Origin of the sequence: Legionella drancourtii LLAP12, assembly GCF_000162755.2 — a bacterium.
Taxonomy (GTDB): domain Bacteria; phylum Pseudomonadota; class Gammaproteobacteria; order Legionellales; family Legionellaceae; genus Legionella; species Legionella drancourtii.
In genome coordinates, this window is record NZ_JH413808.1 from 72,726 (window position 1) to 93,967 (window position 21,242).

The following is a 21,242-nucleotide window of genomic DNA, read 5'->3' on the forward strand; positions in this document are numbered from 1 at the left end:
CAAAAAACAAATTAACTCCTTATTGCTACATCAATAACGCGAGATAGAGCCACAAAAAATTAAATTTGACCCGCACAAAAGGATGTATAGTGTGCACATACTCTACGCGTCACGATCCGTATAGTGTGTTATTAATCATCTGAAGAGTACCTACAATATTGACCGCTAGAATTCCACCAAACACATGCATTAACCCCTTTCCAGTGGCTCCTGGTTGGCTACCCGAACCGGCAGCGCGCGCAATCAATACCCACCCTCTTACAAAAGCAATGAGGCCGATGACTTGAATAATAATCGTCAATGGCCTTCCAACGACACTTCCACTTCCAAATAATGTATCAAGAGTCGAATTACCGCTGTTTACCGGTGCATATTGAAGAACATTTTGATAACCAAATGAAGATTGCATGAACATCGAAAAGGTCGTTGGAAAATAAATCAGCATTGTACCTACTAACAAATAAGTTATTGGTTCTTTAGCATTGGTATTACTCGACATCATTGTTCGTTGTTCGCCATATTGCTTTAAACAATAGACTCCCTTAAATAAAAAGGCGCAACCGATAAGATACGCAGCTCCTGTAATCAAGCGCTCTACAGGAAGCAAATTATTTGCAACATTATTTAATATGTTGACCTGACTTGATATCCAGCATGCTACTGTCCCGCCCGTACATGTATCAGCCATATAAAACCTCGACTATTTTCTTAGATAATCACTCGTACTGGGCATGTTAATACCCATCACCCCTTCACCGAATGAATTAATTTCACCCCATACCTTGCAATTTTTGTTTTTTCTCTTACAGTTAAGTTTAGGACATTTGTGCCAATTTGTTTTGCGCAACCGAAAATCATTACTTAATGCTAATTTTGCATTAAATTAATTCACTATATGTAAAAAATAACGCTTTTTTACATAATTTTTGCAGATAATTTAATATTTGTGTATAATTGTCATAATGTTTATAAATTTAAATTTGGTATCCTTCATGAAAAAAGACAATGAGAAAGAAAAACATCAGCCTGTCCCTGAACCAACCACAGCAGGTGGAGCAAAAGAACAAACCTCTTCAGCCGCACTCACATTAGAACTATTAAAAAAAGAAAAAGAAAAACTTAAAGAGGTAGAAAAAAAAGAAGCTGCTGCTGAAGGAGCAAAAGTACGCTGTCGAACTTGTTTTAAAGAAATAGCCCCTACCCGTCGTTGTTTCGGACATGGTGGAGGAGGCGGTGGAGGTGATGGTGGCTCTGGTAAAACCTCCGAGGAAAAGGCAAGTTCCGGTGAAGATAAATCGCTAACCAAATCAGGAAAGGTAGTTGAGTCTACAGATGAATTAATAGGCGAGTTTGCTTCAATGGGTGATGGTGAAGGGCTTGATTTAGAATCTAGTTTTGACCCGGAAATAATTGAACAATTAATCGCTGACGGGAAATTGCTGGTTGATAGTGATCGCGAATCATTGACCCTTACGATTAAACTGCTTTGTGAGCCTAATGAATTAACTGAAGAACAAAGAGAAGAATTAAAAAAATTCATGGAAGCGATTATAAAAGAATTCAATGAATTTAAAAAAGAGAACAATCTTTCCGATGATTGTTTAAAACTTACTCAAGATGAAGAAGGAAACATACTCTCTCTTCGTATTACCATGCCCACCTTAGCTTTATACGATGCATTTATCCAACGGCTCGCAAATAATTTAGTGCCCATACCCACTCCGAAAGCACAAGAAAAGGATGAAGTCACAAAAGAGCAACGTTTTGCTCCAAACCCACTTTCGATGGAACCTAAACCTTCTTATAAAGATAAACCTTCCAAACAAGAAGAAATTGAGTCAAATAAGGATGTAGAACCTAAAAAGACAGAAGATGAGGAAGAGGAACAAGTAATCTTTAACCCATCTCCTTTTAACAGGAAACCTTGGTAAAAGCTACAAATGAACCTCCCTGTGGTAAGTCACGGAGAGGTTCATTAAATTATATTTTTCGAATCAGTGCCAAAACAACCCCAATTATTTTATGCCCGCAACTCCGAGTAACACGAATACTTGCCCAATTCTCATTTACAGCGATCAATTCATACTCCTTCACTGGATTACCTGCCGAGAGTTGCTTATAACGGCGCACGGTGACTTCTTTACTATCTTGTAAATGAATAACAACTATACCCCCAGGACGAATTATTTGATCCGGATCAACAATTAAAATATCACCAATTTTAAGTTCTGGAGTCATACTGTCATCTTGTATGCATAATGCAAATGAATTGTTTCCAAGTTGAGCTGTCAAGTCAGGACTAAGCGGAATAAAAGATATAGCATCACTTTTCCGGTCTTCCTTTATCGCTTGAATATATTGTTTAGGATCGCAAGCTTGCTGAGCATTCAACAAGGGAATTAAGGCCCCTAGCCACGGAAACTCCTGCTTAACCTGTTTGTCATCAGTCAAACACATCAAATACCCAGGAGCTACATCTAACGCCTCTGCTAACTGCTTAATTTCCTCAGGACCAGGAGTTCTTATCCCTCTTTCCCAGTTGTTAATCCTGGAAGGCTTTAAATCGTCTGTAAGCTCTGAAAGCGCTTTTCTAGTCAGTCCTTTAGCTTGTCGCTCTTGAAAAATTCGCTCTCCAATTTTTTCTTTGATGTTCATCATCGAGTCATACCTTTTCTCAAAATAACTAATAAATCCATTGACAACTCACTTAATGTGCAATATCGTCATGCTTAATTGCACATTAAGTGCAATTAACAAATCATTATCTTTCAAATGAAGATAACACAGAATAAAAACAATAACGAGATGTACAACCAGGAATGTGTATCAATCATGGATTTTATGGTTAACAGCGAGGAACTTGAGGCAATTTATGGTTTGCCTCATGCACAACAACTCGCTTATTTAAGAGGGATACGACCGTACATGGACGTTAAAACAGGACTTGTTGGCGTTAAACGGCGAATTAGCTTTCAGTCGATTGCTGAACAAATTTATATTCAGCCGCACCAAGGTGTAAAAAGCGAAAAATATTCTCGTGCTCAAGTTCGACGTGCTCTGTCTGCTTTAGAGCGTGTTGGTTTGATCAGTTTGCAATCAGAGGAATTACAGCTCATTTTAAAATGCAACTTAGCAACTTTGGGTTATTTTGCGCAAAATAAAGTAGTCACAAACCCGTCACAGAAAGCCGTCACATTTTGTTCTGATCAACCCATTGAAAATAAAGGGTTTTATGAGGATTTTCCGGAAAAACCCATCACAGTGGAACCCCCAAAAGCCGTCACACCTCTTATAAAAGAAAATAATTATATTTATTTATTACGCCAATTCGACCATTTCTGGCTTATGTATCCCGAGAAAAGGTCACGTGAGCGTGCTTTTGAAATTTTTCAACAAATCAATCCCGATGAGCATTTACTACAAACCATGTTGCAAGCACTGGAGAGCCAAATCAAAGCCCGTAAAACGAAAGAATCGCATGGTGAGTGGGTTCCAGCCTGGAAGTTTCCAGCCAACTGGTTGTCGCAAAAGTGTTGGGAAGATGAAGTCAAAATCGAATTAAAGCAGGAGAAAAGGAATGAGAACCGTCGCGCAAATACTGCAACAACAGCCCATGACCCATTCTGGAACCCAGAAGCAGGAGACTTGGCCAGTACAGGAGAAGATGAATACCAGCAAGCCAACGTCATCAGCTTGCAACGTTACCGACAAGCGGATTGAGAACCTGTTTACCCGCTTTGCTGTTTTTTACGGTCATTTATGGCGCAGTCAGTTTAAGAGCGATGGATTTTTGGAATTTGCCAAAAAAGAGTGGACTGAAGGGTTGGGGCGATTTAGCGATGAGGTTTTGAATCAGGCCATTTTAACCTGTCGGGATCATTGTGACATGCCGCCTAGCCTGCCGCAAATGATTAGTTTTTGTCGTGATATCAAAAGGCGGAATACTTTTTATGTCTCAGATGAAGCACATCAACCAGCCAGCAGGGTTGTGGTTGAAGAAAATATCAGGCAATGCAAAGCCTACTTACTTAAATAAAAAGAGGAGAAGCACAATGTTATTTTTAACAAGAAAAGTCGGGGAATCCGTGATTATCGGTGAAGAAATTTACTGCACGGTGCTTGAATACAAGCATGACGAAGTTTGTCTGGCTTTTCATGCCCCCAAGTCCCTACCAATTCATCGGGAAGAAATTCAACGCAGAATTAACCGCGAGCGCCAAAAGGATGAATGGTATTGCGATCGCGTGTCTCACAAAGAAAGCGTGGTTGATCGCCTAATCAGTAAATTCAAACAAGAAATGAGTCCTGCTCAGAACCTTCAACAATAATATGGGGTTAGCTCAATGATAGATCGGGTTGAAGGCATAACAGTTAAAGACCGTGCCAAAGAAAAATTGAAGCGTGATTTAGGTGGTTTGATCGAAGGGGCGTTAAACGACCCTAAAACCGTGGAAATCATGCTCAATGCAGATGGCACACTTTGGCAGGAACGGCTTGGAGAAACAATGCGTTGCATAGGGAATATAAATGTAGCACGTGCCGAATCCATCATCAAAACTGTTGCCGGTTTTCATGGAAAAGAAGTAACCAGCATGAAGCCTTTGTTGGAGGGAGAACTGCCTCTAGATGGCTCACGTTTTGCTGGACAACTGCCGCCGGTTGTTTCAAGTCCAACCTTTGCCATCCGAAAAAAAGCTTTATCGGTTTTTACACTCAATGACTATGTTCAATCGGGAATTATGACTGAAGCACAGTGTGAGGTTATTGAAAAAGCCGTTTCTTCACATCGAAACATTTTAGTCATTGGTGGTACCGGTTCTGGCAAAACCACATTGGTGAACGCCATTATCAATGAAATGGTTATTCATGCGTCTGAAGAACGTATTTTTATCATTGAAGATACGGGGGAAATCCAGTGTGCAGCAAAAAATTGTGTTCAATACCACACCACGCTTGATGTCAGTATGACCCAGCTTTTGAAAACCACACTGAGGATGAGACCTGATCGAATCATTGTGGGGGAAGTTCGCGGAAGTGAAGCGCTTGACTTGTTGGATGCATGGAACACGGGACATGAGGGAGGAACAGCTACTTTGCATGCGAATAACTGTATTGCAGGGCTTCATCGGTTGAAATCACTCATTACTAGAAATCCCTCAGCACCCTCCGAGATCGAACCTTTAATTGGAGAGGCTGTCCATTGTGTTGTGCACATCTCAAGAACTCCACAGGGGAGACAAATTCAAGAAATTATTAATGTCCATGGTTATGTAAACGGTCATTACAACATCGAAAAACTTATTTAAGGAGAAAATGAATGAATCAAACGACTCTGTTTAATCAAAAAAACTACTGGATAATGGGCTTAATCGTTTTATTTTTGTTGTTAATCACTCATCCAGCCGCAGCTTCCTCTGCAGGAGGTGGACTTCCCTTCGATTCATGGCTGACTAAAATTCAAAAATCCATTACAGGCCCTTTTGCCTTTAGTGCTGCCATTATTGGATTGGTTGCTGCAGGCGCGACCCTTATTTTTGGCGGTGAATTAAATGGATTTATGCGATCCCTGGTCTTTTTTGTGTTAGTGCTCTCCTTTCTAGTGGCAGCTCAAAATACCATGACGGCAATTACTGGCAAAGGCGCTGAAATTTCTAAACCATCTGCTGGAATCATTGCAACGGAATCTCAGCTATGAGTCTTCGTTCCATCCCAATACGACGCAGCGGAAACCGCCCCAGTTTGTTTATGGGCGGAGATCGTGAACTGGTTATGTTCTCAGGGCTATTATCAGCAATCCTAATCTTTGCAGCTCAAGACTGGCTGGCGGCTTTCGCAGGTAGTGTCATATGGTTTCTATCCTTGAAAGGGCTTCGTTTAATGGCTAAATCCGATCCTTATATGAGGGCTATATATTTAAGGCAAAGACGTTACCAAGCTTATTATTCGGCCCGTTCAACTCCTTTCAAAGCAAACAAAAGAGGTTATCAATGATTGCATTAATCACCTTTTTAATCAGCACCACAGGACTTTTACTTTTGAGCCTCCTGTTTTGGGAAATTCGCCTGAAAAGCCGTAAATACCATTTAAAAAAGCATCGCCATAATTCAGGAGGTACTGCTGATTTACTCAATTATGCCTCAGTGGTTGATGATGGCGTGATTGTCGGTAAAAACGGCTCCTTTATGGCAGCCTGGCTATATCAGGGTGAAGACAATACCAATACCACGGATGAGGCTCGTGAGATGGTCTCGTTTCGAATCAATCAGGCAATGTCCTCCATGGGCAATGGCTGGATGGTTCATGTAGACGCTATAAGACGAGCGGCTCCAGGTTATAGTGAGCGTGCCTATTCTCACTTTCCAGATCCGATTTCCTATGCGATTGATGAGGAAAGAAGGACACTCTTTGAAAGCATGGAAACCCTATATGACGGGTATTTTGTGATTACGTTGACCTGGTATCCGCCGGTAATTGCTCAAAAGCGTTTTGTGGAATTGATGTTTGATGACGAAGGACTGGATCTAAGCCAAAAGGCAAAGACTCATCAACTGATAGAGGAATTCAAACAAACCTGCAGAAACTTTGAATCACGACTAAGTTCAGCCCTTAACCTCGAACGACTGAAAGCCGAACAACATAGTGATGAATATAACAATACCGTGCTTCAGGATAACTTCTTAAGACACTTGCACTATTGTGCCACTGGACTTAACCATCCGGTCAATCTTCCTAAAAATCCAATTTATCTTGATGCGTTAATCGGTGGTCAGGAATTAATACCGGGCATTACGCCCAAAATTGGCCGGAAATTCATTCAGTGTGTGGCGATTGAAGGTTTTCCAATGGAGTCTTACCCTGGCATTCTAACCGCCCTAACTCAATTGCCGGTTGAATATCGTTGGAGTTCCCGTTTTATCTTCATGGATCCTTATGAGGCGGTGGCACATTTCACCAAATACCGTAAAAAGTGGAAACAAAAAGTCAGAGGTTTTTTCGATCAGGTGTTTAACACCAATTCAGGCGTGATCGATGAAGACGCGCTCAATATGGTGAATGACGCACAATCAGCCATTGCAGAAACCAACTCAGGCATGGTGGGTCAAGGCTACTACACTTCGGTTGCTATCTTGATGAATGAAGACCGTGATTTAGTTGAAAAAGCAGCGCTTCTGATTGAAAAGAACATCAATGCCTTGGGATTTACAGCAAGAACAGAAACCGTTAATACCATGGATGCCTTTATGGGCAGTCTTCCAGGGCATGGCGTTGAAAATATCAGACGACCTTTAATCAACACTATGAATTTAGCTGATTTGATACCAACATCCAGCATCTGGACAGGCGAAAACAAATCCCCTTGTCCACTGTTTCCGCCATTATCCCCTCCATTGATGCATTGCGTCACTAATGGTAATACACCCTTTCGCCTGAATCTTCATGTAAGAGACTTAGGCCATGGAATTATGTTTGGCCCAACACGTTCTGGTAAATCCACTCACCTTGGTTTAATTGCACTCTCCTGGCGACGATACAAGGATGCACGCATTTATTCATTTGATAAAGGCATGTCCATGTATCCAACGTGTAAGGCTAGTGGAGGGGAGCATTACACCATTGCTGATAAATACTCACATCTTTCATTTGCGCCCTTACAGTTTTTATCCACTCAAAGCGATAGAGCCTGGGCTATGGAATGGATTGATACGATCCTTGCCTTAAACGGGTTAAATACCACGCCAGCCCAACGCAATGAGATTGGCCATGCCATTATGAGCATGCATCAGAGTGGTTCTAAAACCTTATCTGAATTGGTCATGACCATTCAAGATGAACCCATCCGTGAAACATTGAAACAGTACACGATCGATGGATTGATGGGGCATTTATTGGATGCCGAAACTGATGGTCTGGGACTGTCCTCATTTATGACCTTTGAAATTGAGCATCTTATGGGGCTGGGTGAGAAATTTGCTTTGCCAGTATTGCTGTATCTGTTTCGGCGCATTGAAACATCACTGGATGGCAGGCCAACTCTGATTTTACTCGATGAAGCATGGCTGATGTTGGCACACCCGGTATTTAAAAACAAAATTGCTGAATGGCTTGATTCTATGGCCAAAAAAAACTGCGTGGTGTTTATGGCAACGCAACATTTATCGCATGCAGCGAATTCTGGCATTTTAGATATCATTGTTGAATCAACTGCCACAAAAATCTTTTTACCTAATCTGTATGCACGAGATCCTGAAACACGACTGATCTACGAACGTATGGGATTAAACCCTCGCCAGATTGACATCATTGCATCAGCTCAACCTAAGCGTGATTACTACTATGTCAGTGAAAAAGGACAACGCCTTTACCAATTGGCTTTAGGTCCAATGGCGATGGCATTTGTGGGTGCTACAGATCCTGACTCCATAGAACGAATGAAACAGCTTGAGCTGAAACATGGCGCTGAGTGGGTCTCGTATTGGCTTTTAGAAAAAGGAATCACAATGAATCAATTTGGAGAAGCAGCATGAACCAATTAAAACAAAAGCTAAGTCTTAAAAAGAAAAAAAACGACTTAACTGATAATCCTTATCTCAACGCCAAAAGAGCTTGGAATTTCCATACTGCAGGTCTTATGAAATCATTGCAAATATGGCAATTAGTCAGTTTGGGTAGTCTTTTAATCACTTTGGCTGCTATTGGCGGACTCATAACAATTGGAAGTCAGTCCAAATTTATCCCCTTAGTATTTCAACAGGATGCCAGCGGCAATACGCTATCAGTCACTCGTGCAGACCATGTCGGTGATGCAAGTATCGATGATTACCGAGCAGCTGCAGCCCATTTTATTGAAAACATCCGAATGGTCAGTGTTGATATTGCATTGCAGAAAAAAGCTGTATTTCAAGTTTATTCTTATTTGAACCAAAACGATGCGGCCCTTACCAAAGTTCAGGAATTTTACAGTGACAAACAACACTCAAATCCCTTTGACCGAGCAGCTCATGAAATCGTTAGCATTGAAATACGCTCAGTCCTACAAGAAGCTGAGGATACCTGGCAGGTTGATTGGGTCGAAACAGTAAGAAACCGTGACGGAACGCTTAAAGAAAAGCCCGCCCAGATGAAAGCACTTGTGACAATGTATCAGGATAATGAGCTCAATGATGTATCCAATGAATCTATTTTAAAGAACCCTCATCTGATTTATGTCCGCGATTTCAATTGGTCTTATGACTTAAAGAATGGAGAAAATGCATGAAAAAAATAATTCTTTCCTTTAGTTTATTACTCCCTTTGACAAGCTTTGCTGTGGATAACACTGAGCTGGCTAACTTCTATTTTTCTAAAAGCATCCCTGTACTATCGAATCAGGAAAAGCAGGCTTTAAGCATTGCAGAAGAATGGCAGAAAGGTGACAAAACCAGCAAGCCATTCCACTCTTCTGATGGCTCGGTAAGTTTTGTTTATGGTTCAGGTCAAATCAGAGTGGTATGTGCACCATTACAGGTTTGCGACATTGCGTTGCAGCCAGCCGAGCAGCTTAACGATATGAATGTCGGCGATCCACGTTTTCTCGTAGAGCCTTCCATTACTGGTTCAGGCATGGATCAACAAATTCACTTGCTAATCAAACCCAGAGATGTTGGGCTAGATACTTCTCTAGTCGTTACTACAGATAGAAGAACCTACCATTTTAGATTAAAGTCAGATCAAAATAATTTTATGCCCTATGTCTCTTTTACTTATCCAGATGATGCAAAAGCAAAATGGCGTTTGATACAGCAAATGCAAGCGGAGCGTCGAAAAGCCAATACATTCACTGAAACCAACGAATATTTAGGCGATCTTAATTTCAATTACAGGATACAAGGCAATTCCCGATTTAAACCAGTTCGGGTTTATAACAATGGCGTGAAAACCATTATTGAAATGCCTAAAGCCATGTCTGAAAGCGAGGCACCTGCACTACTGGTCTTAAGAAATGGTGGTTTGTTTAAACAACCAGAATCGGTGATGGTCAATTATCGTCTGCAAGGCTGCCGATATATTGTTGATAGTGTGTTCGATAAGGCAATACTGATTATCGGAAGTGGATCTTCTCAAGAAAAAATTTCCATTACGAGGTGCTAGAGATGAAGAAATTAAGTGTTTTATTGCTGGTAATTCTTCTGTCGAGCTGTACAAGTATGCAGTATGGAAATTTTACGGTTGCCTCTCAGAGCAAAGATATTTATTTGGCGAAGGATGCTACATCACAACTCATACGGATTTATCCTCCAGCTCAAAATACCTTTTATATCAGTCAAAAAGTTAATGATGGCTTTGGCATTAATTTGATTCATGAAATGCGAAACAAAGGTTATGGAGTGATTGAAAACATCCAACCAAGACAAAAAGCAAATTTTTTCTATATAGTTGATGAGATTAAGTCAGGTTATCACTATCGAGTCAGTCTTTATATTGGCTCGCAAACATTAAGCAGGATCTATGTCAAAACTAAAGAAAATATCGCTCCAACCAGCCCATGGTCACATAAGGAGTAACACTGATGAACCCAAATAACGATTTATTATCAAAGGACTACTCACCTCAAAAGCTCAAAACAGCAGGGGTAAAGCGTGTAAACAACTTGCCATTAATGATCGCAATTGGTGTATTGACCGTTTTTGTTGTGCTCATTGTCTTTGTTGCCCATAAGAGAGCCAATGCACAAAACCAAACCCCAGAGGCCATAAAAGTCACGGGACAGAAGAAAAATAACATGAATCTGGCCAATGAAATCGTTGGAAATCACAAAACCGGTGTGATGCCTGCTTCCAATGAGAAACTAATTATCAATCATGAGCCAGTACTTGAGTTACCTGTGGATCAAAACTCCCCTCAAAAGCAAGAGATGGATAGTCAAAATGTATCGGATACGGAGCTGGAACGAATTCGTCAGGAAAAAACTCAAGCATTTGAAGAGGCGGTCAAAGCCAAAACATCAATTATGGTTGATAATCCTCGCCTGAATTCCAGAGAAAGTACCAATACTCACAGAATCAATGCAGCTTCAACATTCGATGTCGATGTAGGTGGTTCCTTTAAAGAGGAACTTCAACTTGTACAAGAAAGACAAAATACCAGACCCATGCCGCAAACCTTGGGCGGCGAGGAAAATGAAATGCGCTGGCATTTAAATTCACGACTTGAGAACCCCAACAGTCGTTATGAATTAAGGGCTGGCAGTGTCATTCCAGGAGTGATGATCAGTGGCATTTCCTCTGAGTTGCCTGGGCAAATCATCGGTCAGGTTTCACAGAGCGTTTATGATACGCCAACCGGGAAGTATCTTTTAATCCCGCAAGGTACAAAGCTTATTGGTATTTACTCCAGTGATGTGAATTTTGGTCAAAACTCCGTCCTGGTAGCCTGGCAGCGTCTTGTTTTTCCAGATGGAAAAGCTTTGGATATTGGTTCCATGCCGGGAGCTGACAGTGCAGGTTATGCAGGATTTCGTGACAAGGTTAATCATCATTACATACAAATTTATGGTTCAGCTCTCTTAATGTCCGGTATCGTCGGAGGAATCAGTTACAGTCAAAATATAAACCAGCCCAATCAGTATGGATATACCCAGCCTACAGCTGGCAGTGTATTAAGTCAGGCTTTGGGACAACAGCTGGGTGAGGTGACTTCGCAATTGGTAGCAAAAAATCTGAATGTATCACCAACTATAAACATTCGCCCGGGCTACCGTTTCAACATCATTGTCGTAAAGGATCTAACTTTTACAAAGCCCTACCGGCAGTTCGCATCGTAACAGAGGAGAAATTATGAAACTTCGAATCATATTTGTTTATTTATGGACATTTAATGCCTTCTCAAATATGCCCGTGTTTGATTTACCCAATTACGTACAAAATGGAAAAATGTTACTGAATCAGATTAAAGAGTATAAAACTCAGGTTGATCAATACAAAAACCAGGTTCAACAATATCAAAACATGCTGGATAACACCAAATCGCTCACTTCGTTTCAGTGGGATAATGCTAATGGCATCATAAATAACCTGCTTGAATCGACCGATACGATTGATTATTACAAACAGGAGGCTGGGAGCCTCCAGGGTTACCTAGATAGGTATCAAAGTCAGGAATATTATCAAAAAACTCCATGTTTTAATGGCAGTAACCAGTGTACACCCGAAGAAATCCAAAAAATAAGGCAAAGTAAAATCTCGGCTTCTGTTGCTCAAAAACGAGTTAATGATGCCATGCTCAAAGGAATCGATAAACAGCAGCAAAGCATAAAAGATGATTCGCTGAAACTGCGCACATTGCAATCTCACGCCCAAACTGCCCAAGGGCAAAAACAAGCACTTCAAGCTGCATCGCAACTGGCCAGCAATCAATCCCATCAATTGCTTCAAATCAGAGGGCTTTTATTAGCGCAACAAAGCGCCCAAACCACAAAAGATGCAGCCGCTGCAAATAAAGAAGCCATACAAACTGCGGGTGATGAACGCTTTAGATCGGGCGCCTTTCATAAAAGTTCAGGGAAGAAATGGTAACCCATTTATAACAAGAGGAAGACAACAATGAAACAATTAGGATTATCCATAGCACTTTTAGCATTCCTACTTACAGGCTGTGACAGCACTGAAATGAAAGCAAGAAAAAAGGCAGAGCATCTCGCATCGTTAACCTGCGACAGCTCCAAAGAGGGTAGGACAGCCGATGAGCTGCAGGCAATAGCTGATGCATGTTTTAAAGGCGGAAGTTACTCCAAAAGTTCAGGTACAAAATGGTAATCCTATGAAAAAAAAGACAATCACTCATATAATCGTATTCTTTTTAATTGGGTTTTCCGTATGCTGCCATGCTCAAGGCAGCATGGACAGCAGGGATTTACTGGATAATATTCTGTATCGTTTTTCCAATACGGCCTCTACATGGAGCCAAACCATATTAAGTTATGCACGATACCTTTTTTGGTCTTTGGCATTAATCAGCATGGTATGGACCTATGGGCTTATGTCATTACGAAGAGCGGATATTCAGGAATTTATGGCTGAAACGGTTCGATTTTTAGTAGTTGTCGGTTTTTTCTATTGGATTTTAGATAATGGACCTGCCATTGCAACTGCAATCATCGATTCCATGCGAAAACTCGCAGCGAATGCCTCCGGAATTGATACGCACATTTCCCCCTCTGACATTATTGACGTAGGTTTTGATATTGTGTCAAAAGCAATTGATAACTCGTCCCTCTGGTCCCCTGCGGCAACTACGGTGGGCTTGATCGTTGCAGGGGTGATTCTGGTCGTTTTGGCACTGGTCAGTATTAACATGCTGATTATTCTGATTACTGCCTGGATTTTAACCTATGGCGGCATCATCTTATTAGGGTTTGGTGGCGGACGCTGGACTCAGGATATCGCGATTCAATACTACAAAACGGTGTTGGGTATTGCATTACAAGCATTTGCGATGATTTTGATTATTGGTATTGGTAAGTCTTTTGTCGATCAATATTATGCCGCTATGGCAAAGGACATTCTCTTAAAAGAAATGTTTGTGATGCTCATTGTCGCCATTCTTTTGCTGGTGCTTATCAACAAAATTCCTCCTGTTCTTGCCGGAATTGTATCTGGCGGTGGCGGAGGCAGCGGTGGTATTGGCCTGGGTGGCGCTTTAGGCGCAGCAGGCATTGCAGGTGCTGCTTTGGCAAGTAGCGCGGGAGCTGTCAGTGCTCAGAGTGCAGGAGGGTTATCCGCTCTTCATTCTGCATTCAAAGCAGCTTCCCAAAGTATAGGTACTGGTGATTTAAGTTCTGCCTCAGAGGGGAATGTAAGTTCTAAAACTGGCAGTTTGGCACAAGCCATGGGACAGGCTTCCAAATTTGCAGGCGCGTTCGGGTCACATTTGGCCACAGGAGCATTTGATGTAGCTCGTGAAAAGGTAAGCAATATGAAGGAAGCAATAGCTGCAACAGTGGCCGAAACTACTGGTGGGAAAATTGCTGATGCAATTGCCCAACGGGTAGAATCTCAAAACGATTTATCAACATCTGAACACCAGGATTGTGCATTTCAAAATATTACTTCGATAGGCGCTCCAGAAGGAAGTTTCAGTGCTTTAGAAAACGACGATGAAGTCAGCCATTTTGTCAATCGAAAAGCTTCTGGAGAAAGCCAATGAATCTGAGTAAACCCAATAAATCCATTGGTCCACAGGTAAGACAAAAAAAGCATAGTAAGAGGAACATCCGACTCATCGGAATGATTATTCTGGGGTTTTTAATCAGTTTGGAGATTGGCACACAATATGTGGCTTATAAGTTTCGTTATCACGACAGTTTAGGTTTTTCATTTGCGCATATTTATCTACCTTGGCAGCTGCTTTGGTGGAATATGAAATATCATAATTACCATCCAGAATATTTTAATGCCGCGTTTGGCATGATGGTAATGAGTAGCTGCCTGTTTTTAATGATGCTAATGTTTGCAAGTCGTCATTTTAAAAAAGAAAACATCAGCGAATACCTTCACGGTTCAGCCCGATGGGCGAATATGGATGATTTAAACGATGCTGGCTTGCATTCCCAAGAGGAAGGTGTGTATGTTGGAGCTATTGAAGATAAGCAGGGAGAGATTCACTATTTGCGCCATAATGGACCGGAGCATGTTTTAACCTATGCGCCAACGCGCTCGGGAAAGGGGGTTGGTCTTGTGATTCCAACCCTTTTATCGTGGAAGCACTCCTGTGTCATTACGGATTTAAAAGGTGAGCTTTGGGCAATGACTTCCGGCTGGAGACAAAAGCATGCCAACAATAAAGTGATTCGCTTTGAACCAGCAACATTAACTGGCTCAGCCCGTTGGAATCCGCTTGATGAAATCAGAGTAGGTACAGAATCAGAGGTGGGTGACGTACAAAATTTGGCAACGCTTGTGGTTGATCCTGATGGCAAAGGGTTAGAAACGCACTGGCAGAAAACATCGCAAGCCCTTTTGGTTGGTTTTATTCTGCATGCGATTTATAAATTGAACAACCAGGGGGAACCCGCCACATTTCCCAACATTGACCGTATGCTAGTTGATCCCAATATTAATATTGCCGATCTACTCATTGAAATGACCCAATACCCGCATATTGAAGGCAAAACCCATCCTGTTATTTCTGCCTCTGCCCGTGACATGATAGACCGCCCCGAAGAAGAAGCTGGTTCTGTGTTATCCACATTAAAATCTTATCTGGCGTTATACCGCGATCCGGTAGTAGCATATAATGTCTCCGCCTCTGATTTTTGCATCCGTGATTTGATGAACCATGAAAGTCCTGTGAGCCTTTATATCGTTACTCAACCCAATGACAAAGCAAGGCTTCAGCCTCTGGTTAGGGTCATGATTAATATGATAGTGAGGTTATTGGCTGACAAAATGGAGTTTGAGCGTGTATCTGATGACAAAGGTTTATCTTATGTCAGAACGAAAAAAACGTATAAGCATCGATTGCTTTGCATGATCGATGAGTTTCCAAGTCTTGGAAAACTCGATATTCTGCAAGAGTCATTAGCGTTTGTTGCGGGTTATGGTTTAAAGTTTTACTTAATTTGTCAGGACATTAATCAGCTTAAAAGCCGTGAACGTGGTTATGGTCCTGATGAAACCATCACGTCTAATTGCCACATTCAAAATGCTTATCCACCTAACCGAGTTGAAACAGCAGAACATCTTTCCAAGCTGACAGGTCAAACGACGATTGTTAAAGAGCACATCACCACCAGTGGCAAACGCTTATCAACTTTTTTAAATCAAATCTCCAAAACCGTGCAGGAAGTATCAAGACCTCTTTTAACCGTTGATGAGTGTCTGCGAATGCCAGGACCGAAAAAAGATGCCGATGGTTTGATACGAGAGGCCGGTGATATGGTGGTTTATGTTGCTGGGTTTCCTGCGATTTATGGGAAACAACCGCTTTATTTTAACGATCCGGTCTTCATGGCCAGAGCCTCTGTCGAGGCACCGGTACACTCAGATATTTTGCGTGCTCGTTTAAGTGACGATGAGATCATCAAGTTATGAAAAAATTGTCCGTCTTCATCGCTATTTTCTTGATAAGTCTTATTACTTTAGGCGCACTGTTCCATGCCATGGGGTTTAGGATAAACCTGACTGAATCCATTCCTATAGGCTTATATCGCATCACCAGTGCAGAGTCTCTCAAAAATGCTTATGTGATTTTTTGCCCTGATGACAGGAAGTCATTTAGGTTAGCCAAGAACAGAGGCTATATAGACCATGGTCTTAATTGTGGTGGATATGGTTATTTAATGAAAAAAGTGGTCGCTGTATCTGGCGATATTCTTTCTGTGACACCTGAAGGGGTCTTGGTAAATCAAACGTTGCTTCCCTTTTCAAAGCCAAAGTTAAAGGATGGAATTAACCGAACTTTACCTCAATGGAGGACCTTAGATTATTCGCTTAAAGAAAATGAAGTGATGACCATGACCAGTCAAAGCGAATGGTCATTCGATGGTCGATATTATGGTCTTGTTCACACAAGACAAATCAAGGGAATGATCACACCCATATGGGTAATTAATAAACGGGAGAAAACCACATGAGTCACGAAACCAAGTTAATGGATGTGATTTCAGAAAAATTCGAAGATTTAGTAATCCCTGGCTTTCTTGTCGAAGTCAGTCCAATAGAAGCGGACATCATGGGTGCATTTTTTGAAGATGCACTCAATGACGAGGATGCGATGGAAGCCATGTATGACTAAAATGCCTTACCACCAGGTCGTTGCCAATCAAATTATCGAAAGCCTGAAAACAGGAACCGCTCCCTGGCTAAAACCATGGGAGCCTGGCACAGGTAATGGTCAAGTTCCTTTTAATCCAGTCACAGGGAAGCGTTATCGAGGGATCAATGCTTTGTATTTGATGGTGAATCAAAGTGATGACAATCGTTGGTTAACCTACAAACAAGCTCAAAGTATGGATGCGCAAGTTCGCAAGGGAGAAAAAGGTACCACAATTCAATATTGGAAATTTCATGAAGAACAAACCCAACACGATGATTCTGGTAAACCTGTGCTTGATGAGCATGGTAATCCATTAAAAGTGCAGGTGAATCTTGAACGACCTAAGATGTTTTATGCAACGGTATTTCATGCCTCGCAAATTGATAATATGCCCGAACTCATTGCAAAGGAGCCAGATTGGTCCCTAATTAAAAAAGCAGAAAAACTGCTACATAACTCTGGTGCTACCATTGTTCACTCCGAGGCAGACAGAGCCTTTTATAGGTTATCGACTGATAGCATTCATCTTCCGCAATTTAAATCCGCAGCGAACTACTATGCTACCGCCCTGCATGAACTAGGGCATTGGAGCGGTCATCCCTCAAGACTGGACAGAGATTTAGGCCATCCCTTTGGTTCAGATGCTTATGCCAAAGAAGAATTGAGAGCAGAAATTGCAAGCATGCTGTTAGGTGCAGAACTTGGTATAGGCCATGACCCCTCGCAACACACAGCTTATATCAAATCATGGATTCGTGTTTTGGAAGATGAGCCATTAGAAATATTCAGGGCATCCGCAGATGCAGAGAAAATAGTGAATCACCTGTGTGCTTTAGAGCAAACTCAAGAGATTCAACTGGCAGAACTTATTGAAATCAAGGATGATAAACTAAAAGAGGAAGTCTTTATGGCGACTGACAACACCACTTCTGAAAAGGTCTGGCTAAGCATCCCCTTCAAACAAAAAGAGATTGCCAAATCCACAATTGGAAAACTCCCTGATGGTACGCCAGGTATTGCCTGGGATAAAGTACAAAAATGTTGGTATGCAAACCCTGGTGTTTCTGTTGAGAAAATCAAAGCCTGGCTTCCTGAATTTCAAACAGAATCTCAGGATAAAGCGCTCATTCCTGCAGATGAATTTAAAGCTGCATTGGTAAGCCTTGGTGCTATTGTTTCAGGTGAGCATCCAATTATGGATGGCAAACCGCATCGTATACCCACGGAGGGTGATAAAAACGGGGAAAAGGCAGGATTTTATGTTGCCTATTTAGATGGTATACCAACAGGATACATTAAAAACAACCGAACTGGCGCTGAGCTTAACTGGAAGTATAAGGGTTACATTTTAACTGATGAACAGAAAGCAACGCTTAAAGCAGAAGCACTTGAGCATCAACAAACTCGTCAACGTGAGCTTGAAGCCAAACAAAAAAATACCGCGTTACGACTTAAGCAAAAATTATCCATGATGGTAGAAGTTGTGGAGCCCACGCCTTATATGCAATCTAAAGGTATTCAAGTTCATTCAGAGGTGTATACTGATGAAGATAAAAAACTCACCTGTATTCCAGCAACGGATTGTGAAGGGACCCTTTGGACTGTGCAGTACATTGCCGAAGATGGAACCAAGCGGTTTGCGAAAGACTCGAGAAAAGAGGGCTGTTTTCATGTGTTGGGTGGTTTGGAAAAGCTTGCTGATGCATCGGTCATTGTCATTGCTGAAGGGTATGCTACCGCGGCAACGATAAAAGAAGCATGCGAGCTCCCTGCTGTCGTTTCCGCCTTTGATTCAGGGAATCTTAAAGCAGTAGCTAAAGCATTGCATGAAAAATATCCACGTACTCCAGTTATCCTAGCAGCTGATGATGATAAGCATCTGGAGTTATCGAAAGGTATCAACCCCGGGAAAGAAAAGGCAGGAGAGGCTGCCGATGCTGTTAATGGCTTTATTGTTCTACCAATTTTTGCACCAGGTGAGCAGTCATCAAACCCTAAGCAATTCAGTGATTTTAATGACTTGGCAAATCATAGCAAGTTAGGTTTTGATGGAGTTAAACGTCAGATCAAACCAACAATTGAAAAAATTGCCAAACGCTATAATCATCTGCGATTATCAAGGAGCAGCAATGTAATTCATATTTCCTAGGTTCAACATGATTGGTAAAGCTTCAATCCGTCAGATTAGGTTTAAAGCTTTACCTTTTATTACAATACACCATTTATTTTTTACGGCTTTTACTTTTCTCATTTATTCCAAAAACTTCCCATCGCACATGGTTATCAGGTTGGAGTCTTTGCCGCTCCAGCTGATCATGTGCATTATCCTGCAATAGCACTTGACCTCCTCCGGTGAGCTGAACCAGATCGCATTTGGACAGGTTTCGCAAGCTGTTGTGATCTTTGGCTGGCGAGCCTTGTCCAATGCTGAAAGAGTTTGGCTTTGTAACCCGGTTCCTTCTATTTCCATTGGCTGTTCCAACAGCCTCATGGCTTCCTGGAGTTCTTCTTCGATGGTTTTGCCTTTTTGATCTTGATTGTTCATACTGTTTCTCCTGTTCAAAATTCAATTTTTGACGTTGGTTTTCCAAATCCAAATCAGCAAACGTGATTGGTATCTGATATTGAATAACAATTTGCAAAATAATCTTTTTAAAGAGTGGAGAGCCGTTTACACAAATACAGTCACCATAGTGCTGTCTTGCCATTTCCAAAGCTCTTTTAAGCGCAGGAATAGAACCGCCTTTAAAAATTACAATTTCTTTTCCATTGTCTCTGATTACAGCGTTATCCTTTTTATAAATCTCAGTACCTTCTTTAGTAACAGAGTCGATTTGTCTAAAATTAAAAGAAGAAAAAACAGAGTCTGTACCTGATATAGTGTAATTACTGTTGTTTTTTCGATTGCGATAACGCATTGCCCTTAAAGCATCTTGGTCACCACTCTGTGCCTTTTTTTGCAGCCAATCAGCCCAGGTTTTATTTTGATAATTTTCCATTAAACTGTGCCGAGCATGCGTATAGTTTTTCCTGATGTTCTCAATGTCGTGCAGGAGGGTTTTATTGATTTGCTGATAAAGAAACTTTTTGCTCATTTTTGAAAGGTTCATTAACTTTAAAGCGGTTCGTTTCATTCGTCCCCTTTTTTTGGCCTTATCAATCAATTTGGCTTTAGCTTCGCGCAAGTTTTTTTAGTTTTGCTGAACATACATTTTGGCTTTGTGCTTTTTCATGCTGGTATTGGGCATAGAGTTCACTACTGATAATAGTTTTGTTTAGTGGTTCATACCGATAAACATTGGATGATGATAGATTAGTTATTGAAAGTAATGGTTCAAATTCACCAAGCTTTGATTCAAGACGCTCTTTAGAAAAATTTCTAGAGACAGAACTTGCTTTGACTGTAAGACCATCCTCATCACAAAAAATAAAGCCATTAGCTCTGATTTGTATTCTCATATGGTGCTTCGCTAAAATCTTATGTAAGTTGCTCCAATTTTGGGCCGCGTCGATTTGTTCTTTACAATTGCGCTTCATCCAGTTAATCAGGCTCTCAATACCTGAATGTAGCTCCATATCGTCAGCTAGGTTTTCTGAACGGTTTTTACGGGTTTGATGATTGGTTATTTGAAGACCTAATTCAATTTCGAGCTTTGATGCAACCTCGGCAAAGGTCTTATATGCCCTATAAGGTTCAATCATATTAAAGGTTTGGGGATGAATTTTATTAATCGCAACATGAATATGGAGATTGTCTGTATCATGATGAACAACGGAGATTCTTTGATGTTCTTTAAATCCAATCAACGATGCCACTCTGTCTTCAATTTCTTGTAAAGCTTGAGATGAAGGATTTTCTCCTGGGGCGAAGGAAATGAGCATATGGTAGGTTTTATCGCCCGACGCTCTCTGGTTTCTAGCCTGTGTTGCCAATACCTCCTGAACAGCCCAAATGGGATCGATACTATTACAGTTTGATAGTCTGATTTTGCCAACACGCTCCTGTTTGTTTTGTTTATTACAAAGGTACTGGACAAGACCTGAAAAACTGCTGAGTCTTGTTTTTTTCATAAGAATATGGCGAATAATCATAGTTTTTTCACCACTTCAAACATCGCATCCTGTGTGGTTTGAATACGACTTAACAATGTTCTTATTGTTTGGAGGTCAAAGTGCGCAACACGTTTATCCTGAGTCAGCCATAGTTTTAACAATCCGCCAAGCCGTCCTAAATCCCCATTAATTTTGGCTAGCTGCAGTATGTAATCCTTATCAAGACTACTTTGAATTTGATAACCGAGACTGATCCGCCTTAAGTACTCGGCAATTGAAAGGCCAGCAGTGGCCGCATTCGATTTAATTTGAATTTCTTCGGAAGGCAAAACAGGTACGCGAAGATGACGACCATTTTTTCTGGTGGATGTTTTAAGTTTCTCGTCCATAAGGATGCC

At 41.3% G+C, this 21,242-nt stretch carries 22 protein-coding genes and 1 pseudogene; 19 read left to right on the top strand and 4 right to left on the bottom strand.

The window, feature by feature from the left end; translation table 11 throughout:
* Window positions 1-109: 109 nt before the first annotated feature.
* Window positions 110-688: a hypothetical protein gene (locus tag LDG_RS04420; protein ID WP_006869957.1), complete on the bottom strand. Its 579-nt coding sequence runs from the start codon at window positions 686-688 to the stop codon at window positions 110-112.
* 304 nt (window positions 689-992) lie between these two features.
* Here LDG_RS04420 and LDG_RS04425 point away from each other — a divergent pair, with 304 nt between their 5' ends.
* Window positions 993-1,931, top strand: a complete 939-nt coding sequence (locus LDG_RS04425) for a hypothetical protein (protein WP_006869959.1) — start codon at window positions 993-995, stop codon at window positions 1,929-1,931.
* Between the two features lie 49 nt (window positions 1,932-1,980).
* Here the strand turns inward: LDG_RS04425 and LDG_RS04430 are convergent, their stop codons facing one another.
* Window positions 1,981-2,658, bottom strand: coding sequence for a S24 family peptidase (locus LDG_RS04430; protein ID WP_006869960.1), 678 nt, complete (start codon window positions 2,656-2,658; stop codon window positions 1,981-1,983).
* 174 nt (window positions 2,659-2,832) lie between these two features.
* Here LDG_RS04430 and LDG_RS04435 point away from each other — a divergent pair, with 174 nt between their 5' ends.
* The 18 genes from LDG_RS04435 to LDG_RS04520 are packed head-to-tail and all read left to right on the top strand — an operon-like array spanning window position 2,833 to window position 18,940.
* Window positions 2,833-3,720 (top strand): hypothetical protein, encoded by an 888-nt coding sequence (locus tag LDG_RS04435; RefSeq protein WP_006869961.1) that lies wholly within the window; start codon window positions 2,833-2,835, stop codon window positions 3,718-3,720.
* Between the two features lie 4 nt (window positions 3,721-3,724).
* Window positions 3,725-4,036 (top strand): hypothetical protein, encoded by a 312-nt coding sequence (locus LDG_RS04440; protein WP_040534557.1) that lies wholly within the window; start codon window positions 3,725-3,727, stop codon window positions 4,034-4,036.
* 16 nt (window positions 4,037-4,052) lie between these two features.
* Complete coding sequence (locus LDG_RS04445) at window positions 4,053-4,328, top strand: carbon storage regulator (protein ID WP_006869963.1); 276 nt, start codon at window positions 4,053-4,055, stop codon at window positions 4,326-4,328.
* 15 nt (window positions 4,329-4,343) lie between these two features.
* Window positions 4,344-5,306: a P-type conjugative transfer ATPase TrbB gene (gene trbB, locus LDG_RS04450; protein ID WP_006869964.1), complete on the top strand. Its 963-nt coding sequence runs from the start codon at window positions 4,344-4,346 to the stop codon at window positions 5,304-5,306.
* Window positions 5,307-5,317: 11 nt separating this feature from the next.
* Complete coding sequence (locus LDG_RS04455) at window positions 5,318-5,695, top strand: TrbC/VirB2 family protein (protein WP_006869965.1); 378 nt, start codon at window positions 5,318-5,320, stop codon at window positions 5,693-5,695.
* On the top strand, window positions 5,692-5,991 hold the full coding sequence (locus tag LDG_RS04460; protein WP_040534480.1) for a conjugal transfer protein TrbD: 300 nt from the start codon (window positions 5,692-5,694) through the stop codon (window positions 5,989-5,991). The genes LDG_RS04455 and LDG_RS04460 overlap by 4 nt, the downstream gene beginning before the upstream one ends.
* Window positions 5,988-8,525, top strand: a complete 2,538-nt coding sequence (locus tag LDG_RS04465) for a VirB4 family type IV secretion/conjugal transfer ATPase (RefSeq protein ID WP_006869966.1) — start codon at window positions 5,988-5,990, stop codon at window positions 8,523-8,525. The genes LDG_RS04460 and LDG_RS04465 overlap by 4 nt, the downstream gene beginning before the upstream one ends.
* On the top strand, window positions 8,522-9,256 hold the full coding sequence (locus LDG_RS04470) for a conjugal transfer protein TrbF (RefSeq protein WP_006869967.1): 735 nt from the start codon (window positions 8,522-8,524) through the stop codon (window positions 9,254-9,256). The genes LDG_RS04465 and LDG_RS04470 overlap by 4 nt, the downstream gene beginning before the upstream one ends.
* Entirely contained in the window at window positions 9,253-10,128 is an 876-nt protein-coding gene (gene trbG, locus LDG_RS04475) for a P-type conjugative transfer protein TrbG (RefSeq protein WP_006869968.1), read from the top strand. Before LDG_RS04470 ends, trbG begins: the two co-directional genes overlap by 4 nt.
* A gap of 2 nt (window positions 10,129-10,130) precedes the next feature.
* Window positions 10,131-10,541 (top strand): conjugal transfer protein TrbH, encoded by a 411-nt coding sequence (locus tag LDG_RS04480; RefSeq protein WP_006869969.1) that lies wholly within the window; start codon window positions 10,131-10,133, stop codon window positions 10,539-10,541.
* Between the two features lie 5 nt (window positions 10,542-10,546).
* Window positions 10,547-11,800 carry a TrbI/VirB10 family protein gene (locus LDG_RS04485; protein WP_006869970.1) on the top strand — a complete coding sequence of 418 codons (1,254 nt, stop codon included), beginning with the start codon at window positions 10,547-10,549 and terminating at the stop codon, window positions 11,798-11,800.
* Window positions 11,801-11,813: 13 nt separating this feature from the next.
* Complete coding sequence (gene trbJ / locus LDG_RS04490; RefSeq protein ID WP_006869971.1) at window positions 11,814-12,551, top strand: P-type conjugative transfer protein TrbJ; 738 nt, start codon at window positions 11,814-11,816, stop codon at window positions 12,549-12,551.
* Window positions 12,552-12,578: 27 nt separating this feature from the next.
* A complete protein-coding gene (locus LDG_RS04495) occupies window positions 12,579-12,791 on the top strand; it encodes a hypothetical protein (RefSeq protein ID WP_006869972.1) in 213 nt (70 codons plus the stop codon).
* 4 nt (window positions 12,792-12,795) lie between these two features.
* On the top strand, window positions 12,796-14,181 hold the full coding sequence (trbL, locus tag LDG_RS04500) for a P-type conjugative transfer protein TrbL (protein WP_040534482.1): 1,386 nt from the start codon (window positions 12,796-12,798) through the stop codon (window positions 14,179-14,181).
* Window positions 14,178-16,067, top strand: coding sequence for a type IV secretory system conjugative DNA transfer family protein (locus LDG_RS04505; protein WP_006869975.1), 1,890 nt, complete (start codon window positions 14,178-14,180; stop codon window positions 16,065-16,067). Before trbL ends, LDG_RS04505 begins: the two co-directional genes overlap by 4 nt.
* On the top strand, window positions 16,064-16,609 hold the full coding sequence (gene traF / locus LDG_RS04510) for a conjugative transfer signal peptidase TraF (protein ID WP_040534484.1): 546 nt from the start codon (window positions 16,064-16,066) through the stop codon (window positions 16,607-16,609). Before LDG_RS04505 ends, traF begins: the two co-directional genes overlap by 4 nt.
* A complete protein-coding gene (locus LDG_RS19815; protein ID WP_006869977.1) occupies window positions 16,606-16,770 on the top strand; it encodes a hypothetical protein in 165 nt (54 codons plus the stop codon). The genes traF and LDG_RS19815 overlap by 4 nt, the downstream gene beginning before the upstream one ends.
* Window positions 16,763-18,940, top strand: coding sequence for a zincin-like metallopeptidase domain-containing protein (locus LDG_RS04520; RefSeq protein WP_006869978.1), 2,178 nt, complete (start codon window positions 16,763-16,765; stop codon window positions 18,938-18,940). The genes LDG_RS19815 and LDG_RS04520 overlap by 8 nt, the downstream gene beginning before the upstream one ends.
* A 73-nt stretch (window positions 18,941-19,013) precedes the next feature.
* On the opposite strand, the pseudogene traI reads toward LDG_RS04520, so the two are convergent.
* Window positions 19,014-20,883 (bottom strand): annotated as a pseudogene (gene traI / locus LDG_RS04525) (TraI/MobA(P) family conjugative relaxase).
* Complete coding sequence (gene traJ, locus LDG_RS04530) at window positions 20,880-21,233, bottom strand: conjugal transfer transcriptional regulator TraJ (protein ID WP_006869981.1); 354 nt, start codon at window positions 21,231-21,233, stop codon at window positions 20,880-20,882. Before traJ ends, traI begins: the two are co-directional and overlap by 4 nt.
* Window positions 21,234-21,242 lie beyond the last annotated feature (9 nt).

Excerpts from the sequence above, each read along its gene's own strand:
- traJ (WP_006869981.1), bottom strand. The coding sequence starts at position 21,233 with ATGGACGAGAAACTTAAAACATCCACCAGAAAAAATGGTCGTCATCTT.
- LDG_RS04495 (WP_006869972.1), top strand. The coding sequence starts at position 12,579 with ATGAAACAATTAGGATTATCCATAGCACTTTTAGCATTCCTACTTACA.
- LDG_RS04460 (WP_040534480.1), top strand. The coding sequence starts at position 5,692 with ATGAGTCTTCGTTCCATCCCAATACGACGCAGCGGAAACCGCCCCAGT.
- LDG_RS04455 (WP_006869965.1), top strand. The coding sequence starts at position 5,318 with ATGAATCAAACGACTCTGTTTAATCAAAAAAACTACTGGATAATGGGC.
- LDG_RS04505 (WP_006869975.1), top strand. The coding sequence starts at position 14,178 with ATGAATCTGAGTAAACCCAATAAATCCATTGGTCCACAGGTAAGACAA.
- trbL (WP_040534482.1), top strand. The coding sequence starts at position 12,796 with ATGAAAAAAAAGACAATCACTCATATAATCGTATTCTTTTTAATTGGG.
- trbG (WP_006869968.1), top strand. The coding sequence starts at position 9,253 with ATGAAAAAAATAATTCTTTCCTTTAGTTTATTACTCCCTTTGACAAGC.
- traF (WP_040534484.1), top strand. The coding sequence starts at position 16,064 with ATGAAAAAATTGTCCGTCTTCATCGCTATTTTCTTGATAAGTCTTATT.
- LDG_RS04425 (WP_006869959.1), top strand. The coding sequence starts at position 993 with ATGAAAAAAGACAATGAGAAAGAAAAACATCAGCCTGTCCCTGAACCA.
- LDG_RS19815 (WP_006869977.1), top strand. The coding sequence starts at position 16,606 with ATGAGTCACGAAACCAAGTTAATGGATGTGATTTCAGAAAAATTCGAA.
- LDG_RS04445 (WP_006869963.1), top strand. The coding sequence starts at position 4,053 with ATGTTATTTTTAACAAGAAAAGTCGGGGAATCCGTGATTATCGGTGAA.
- LDG_RS04520 (WP_006869978.1), top strand. The coding sequence starts at position 16,763 with ATGACTAAAATGCCTTACCACCAGGTCGTTGCCAATCAAATTATCGAA.
- LDG_RS04470 (WP_006869967.1), top strand. The coding sequence starts at position 8,522 with ATGAACCAATTAAAACAAAAGCTAAGTCTTAAAAAGAAAAAAAACGAC.
- LDG_RS04485 (WP_006869970.1), top strand. The coding sequence starts at position 10,547 with ATGAACCCAAATAACGATTTATTATCAAAGGACTACTCACCTCAAAAG.
- LDG_RS04420 (WP_006869957.1), bottom strand. The coding sequence starts at position 688 with ATGGCTGATACATGTACGGGCGGGACAGTAGCATGCTGGATATCAAGT.
- trbB (WP_006869964.1), top strand. The coding sequence starts at position 4,344 with ATGATAGATCGGGTTGAAGGCATAACAGTTAAAGACCGTGCCAAAGAA.
- trbJ (WP_006869971.1), top strand. The coding sequence starts at position 11,814 with ATGAAACTTCGAATCATATTTGTTTATTTATGGACATTTAATGCCTTC.
- LDG_RS04465 (WP_006869966.1), top strand. The coding sequence starts at position 5,988 with ATGATTGCATTAATCACCTTTTTAATCAGCACCACAGGACTTTTACTT.
- LDG_RS04430 (WP_006869960.1), bottom strand. The coding sequence starts at position 2,658 with ATGATGAACATCAAAGAAAAAATTGGAGAGCGAATTTTTCAAGAGCGA.
- LDG_RS04435 (WP_006869961.1), top strand. The coding sequence starts at position 2,833 with ATGGATTTTATGGTTAACAGCGAGGAACTTGAGGCAATTTATGGTTTG.
- LDG_RS04480 (WP_006869969.1), top strand. The coding sequence starts at position 10,131 with ATGAAGAAATTAAGTGTTTTATTGCTGGTAATTCTTCTGTCGAGCTGT.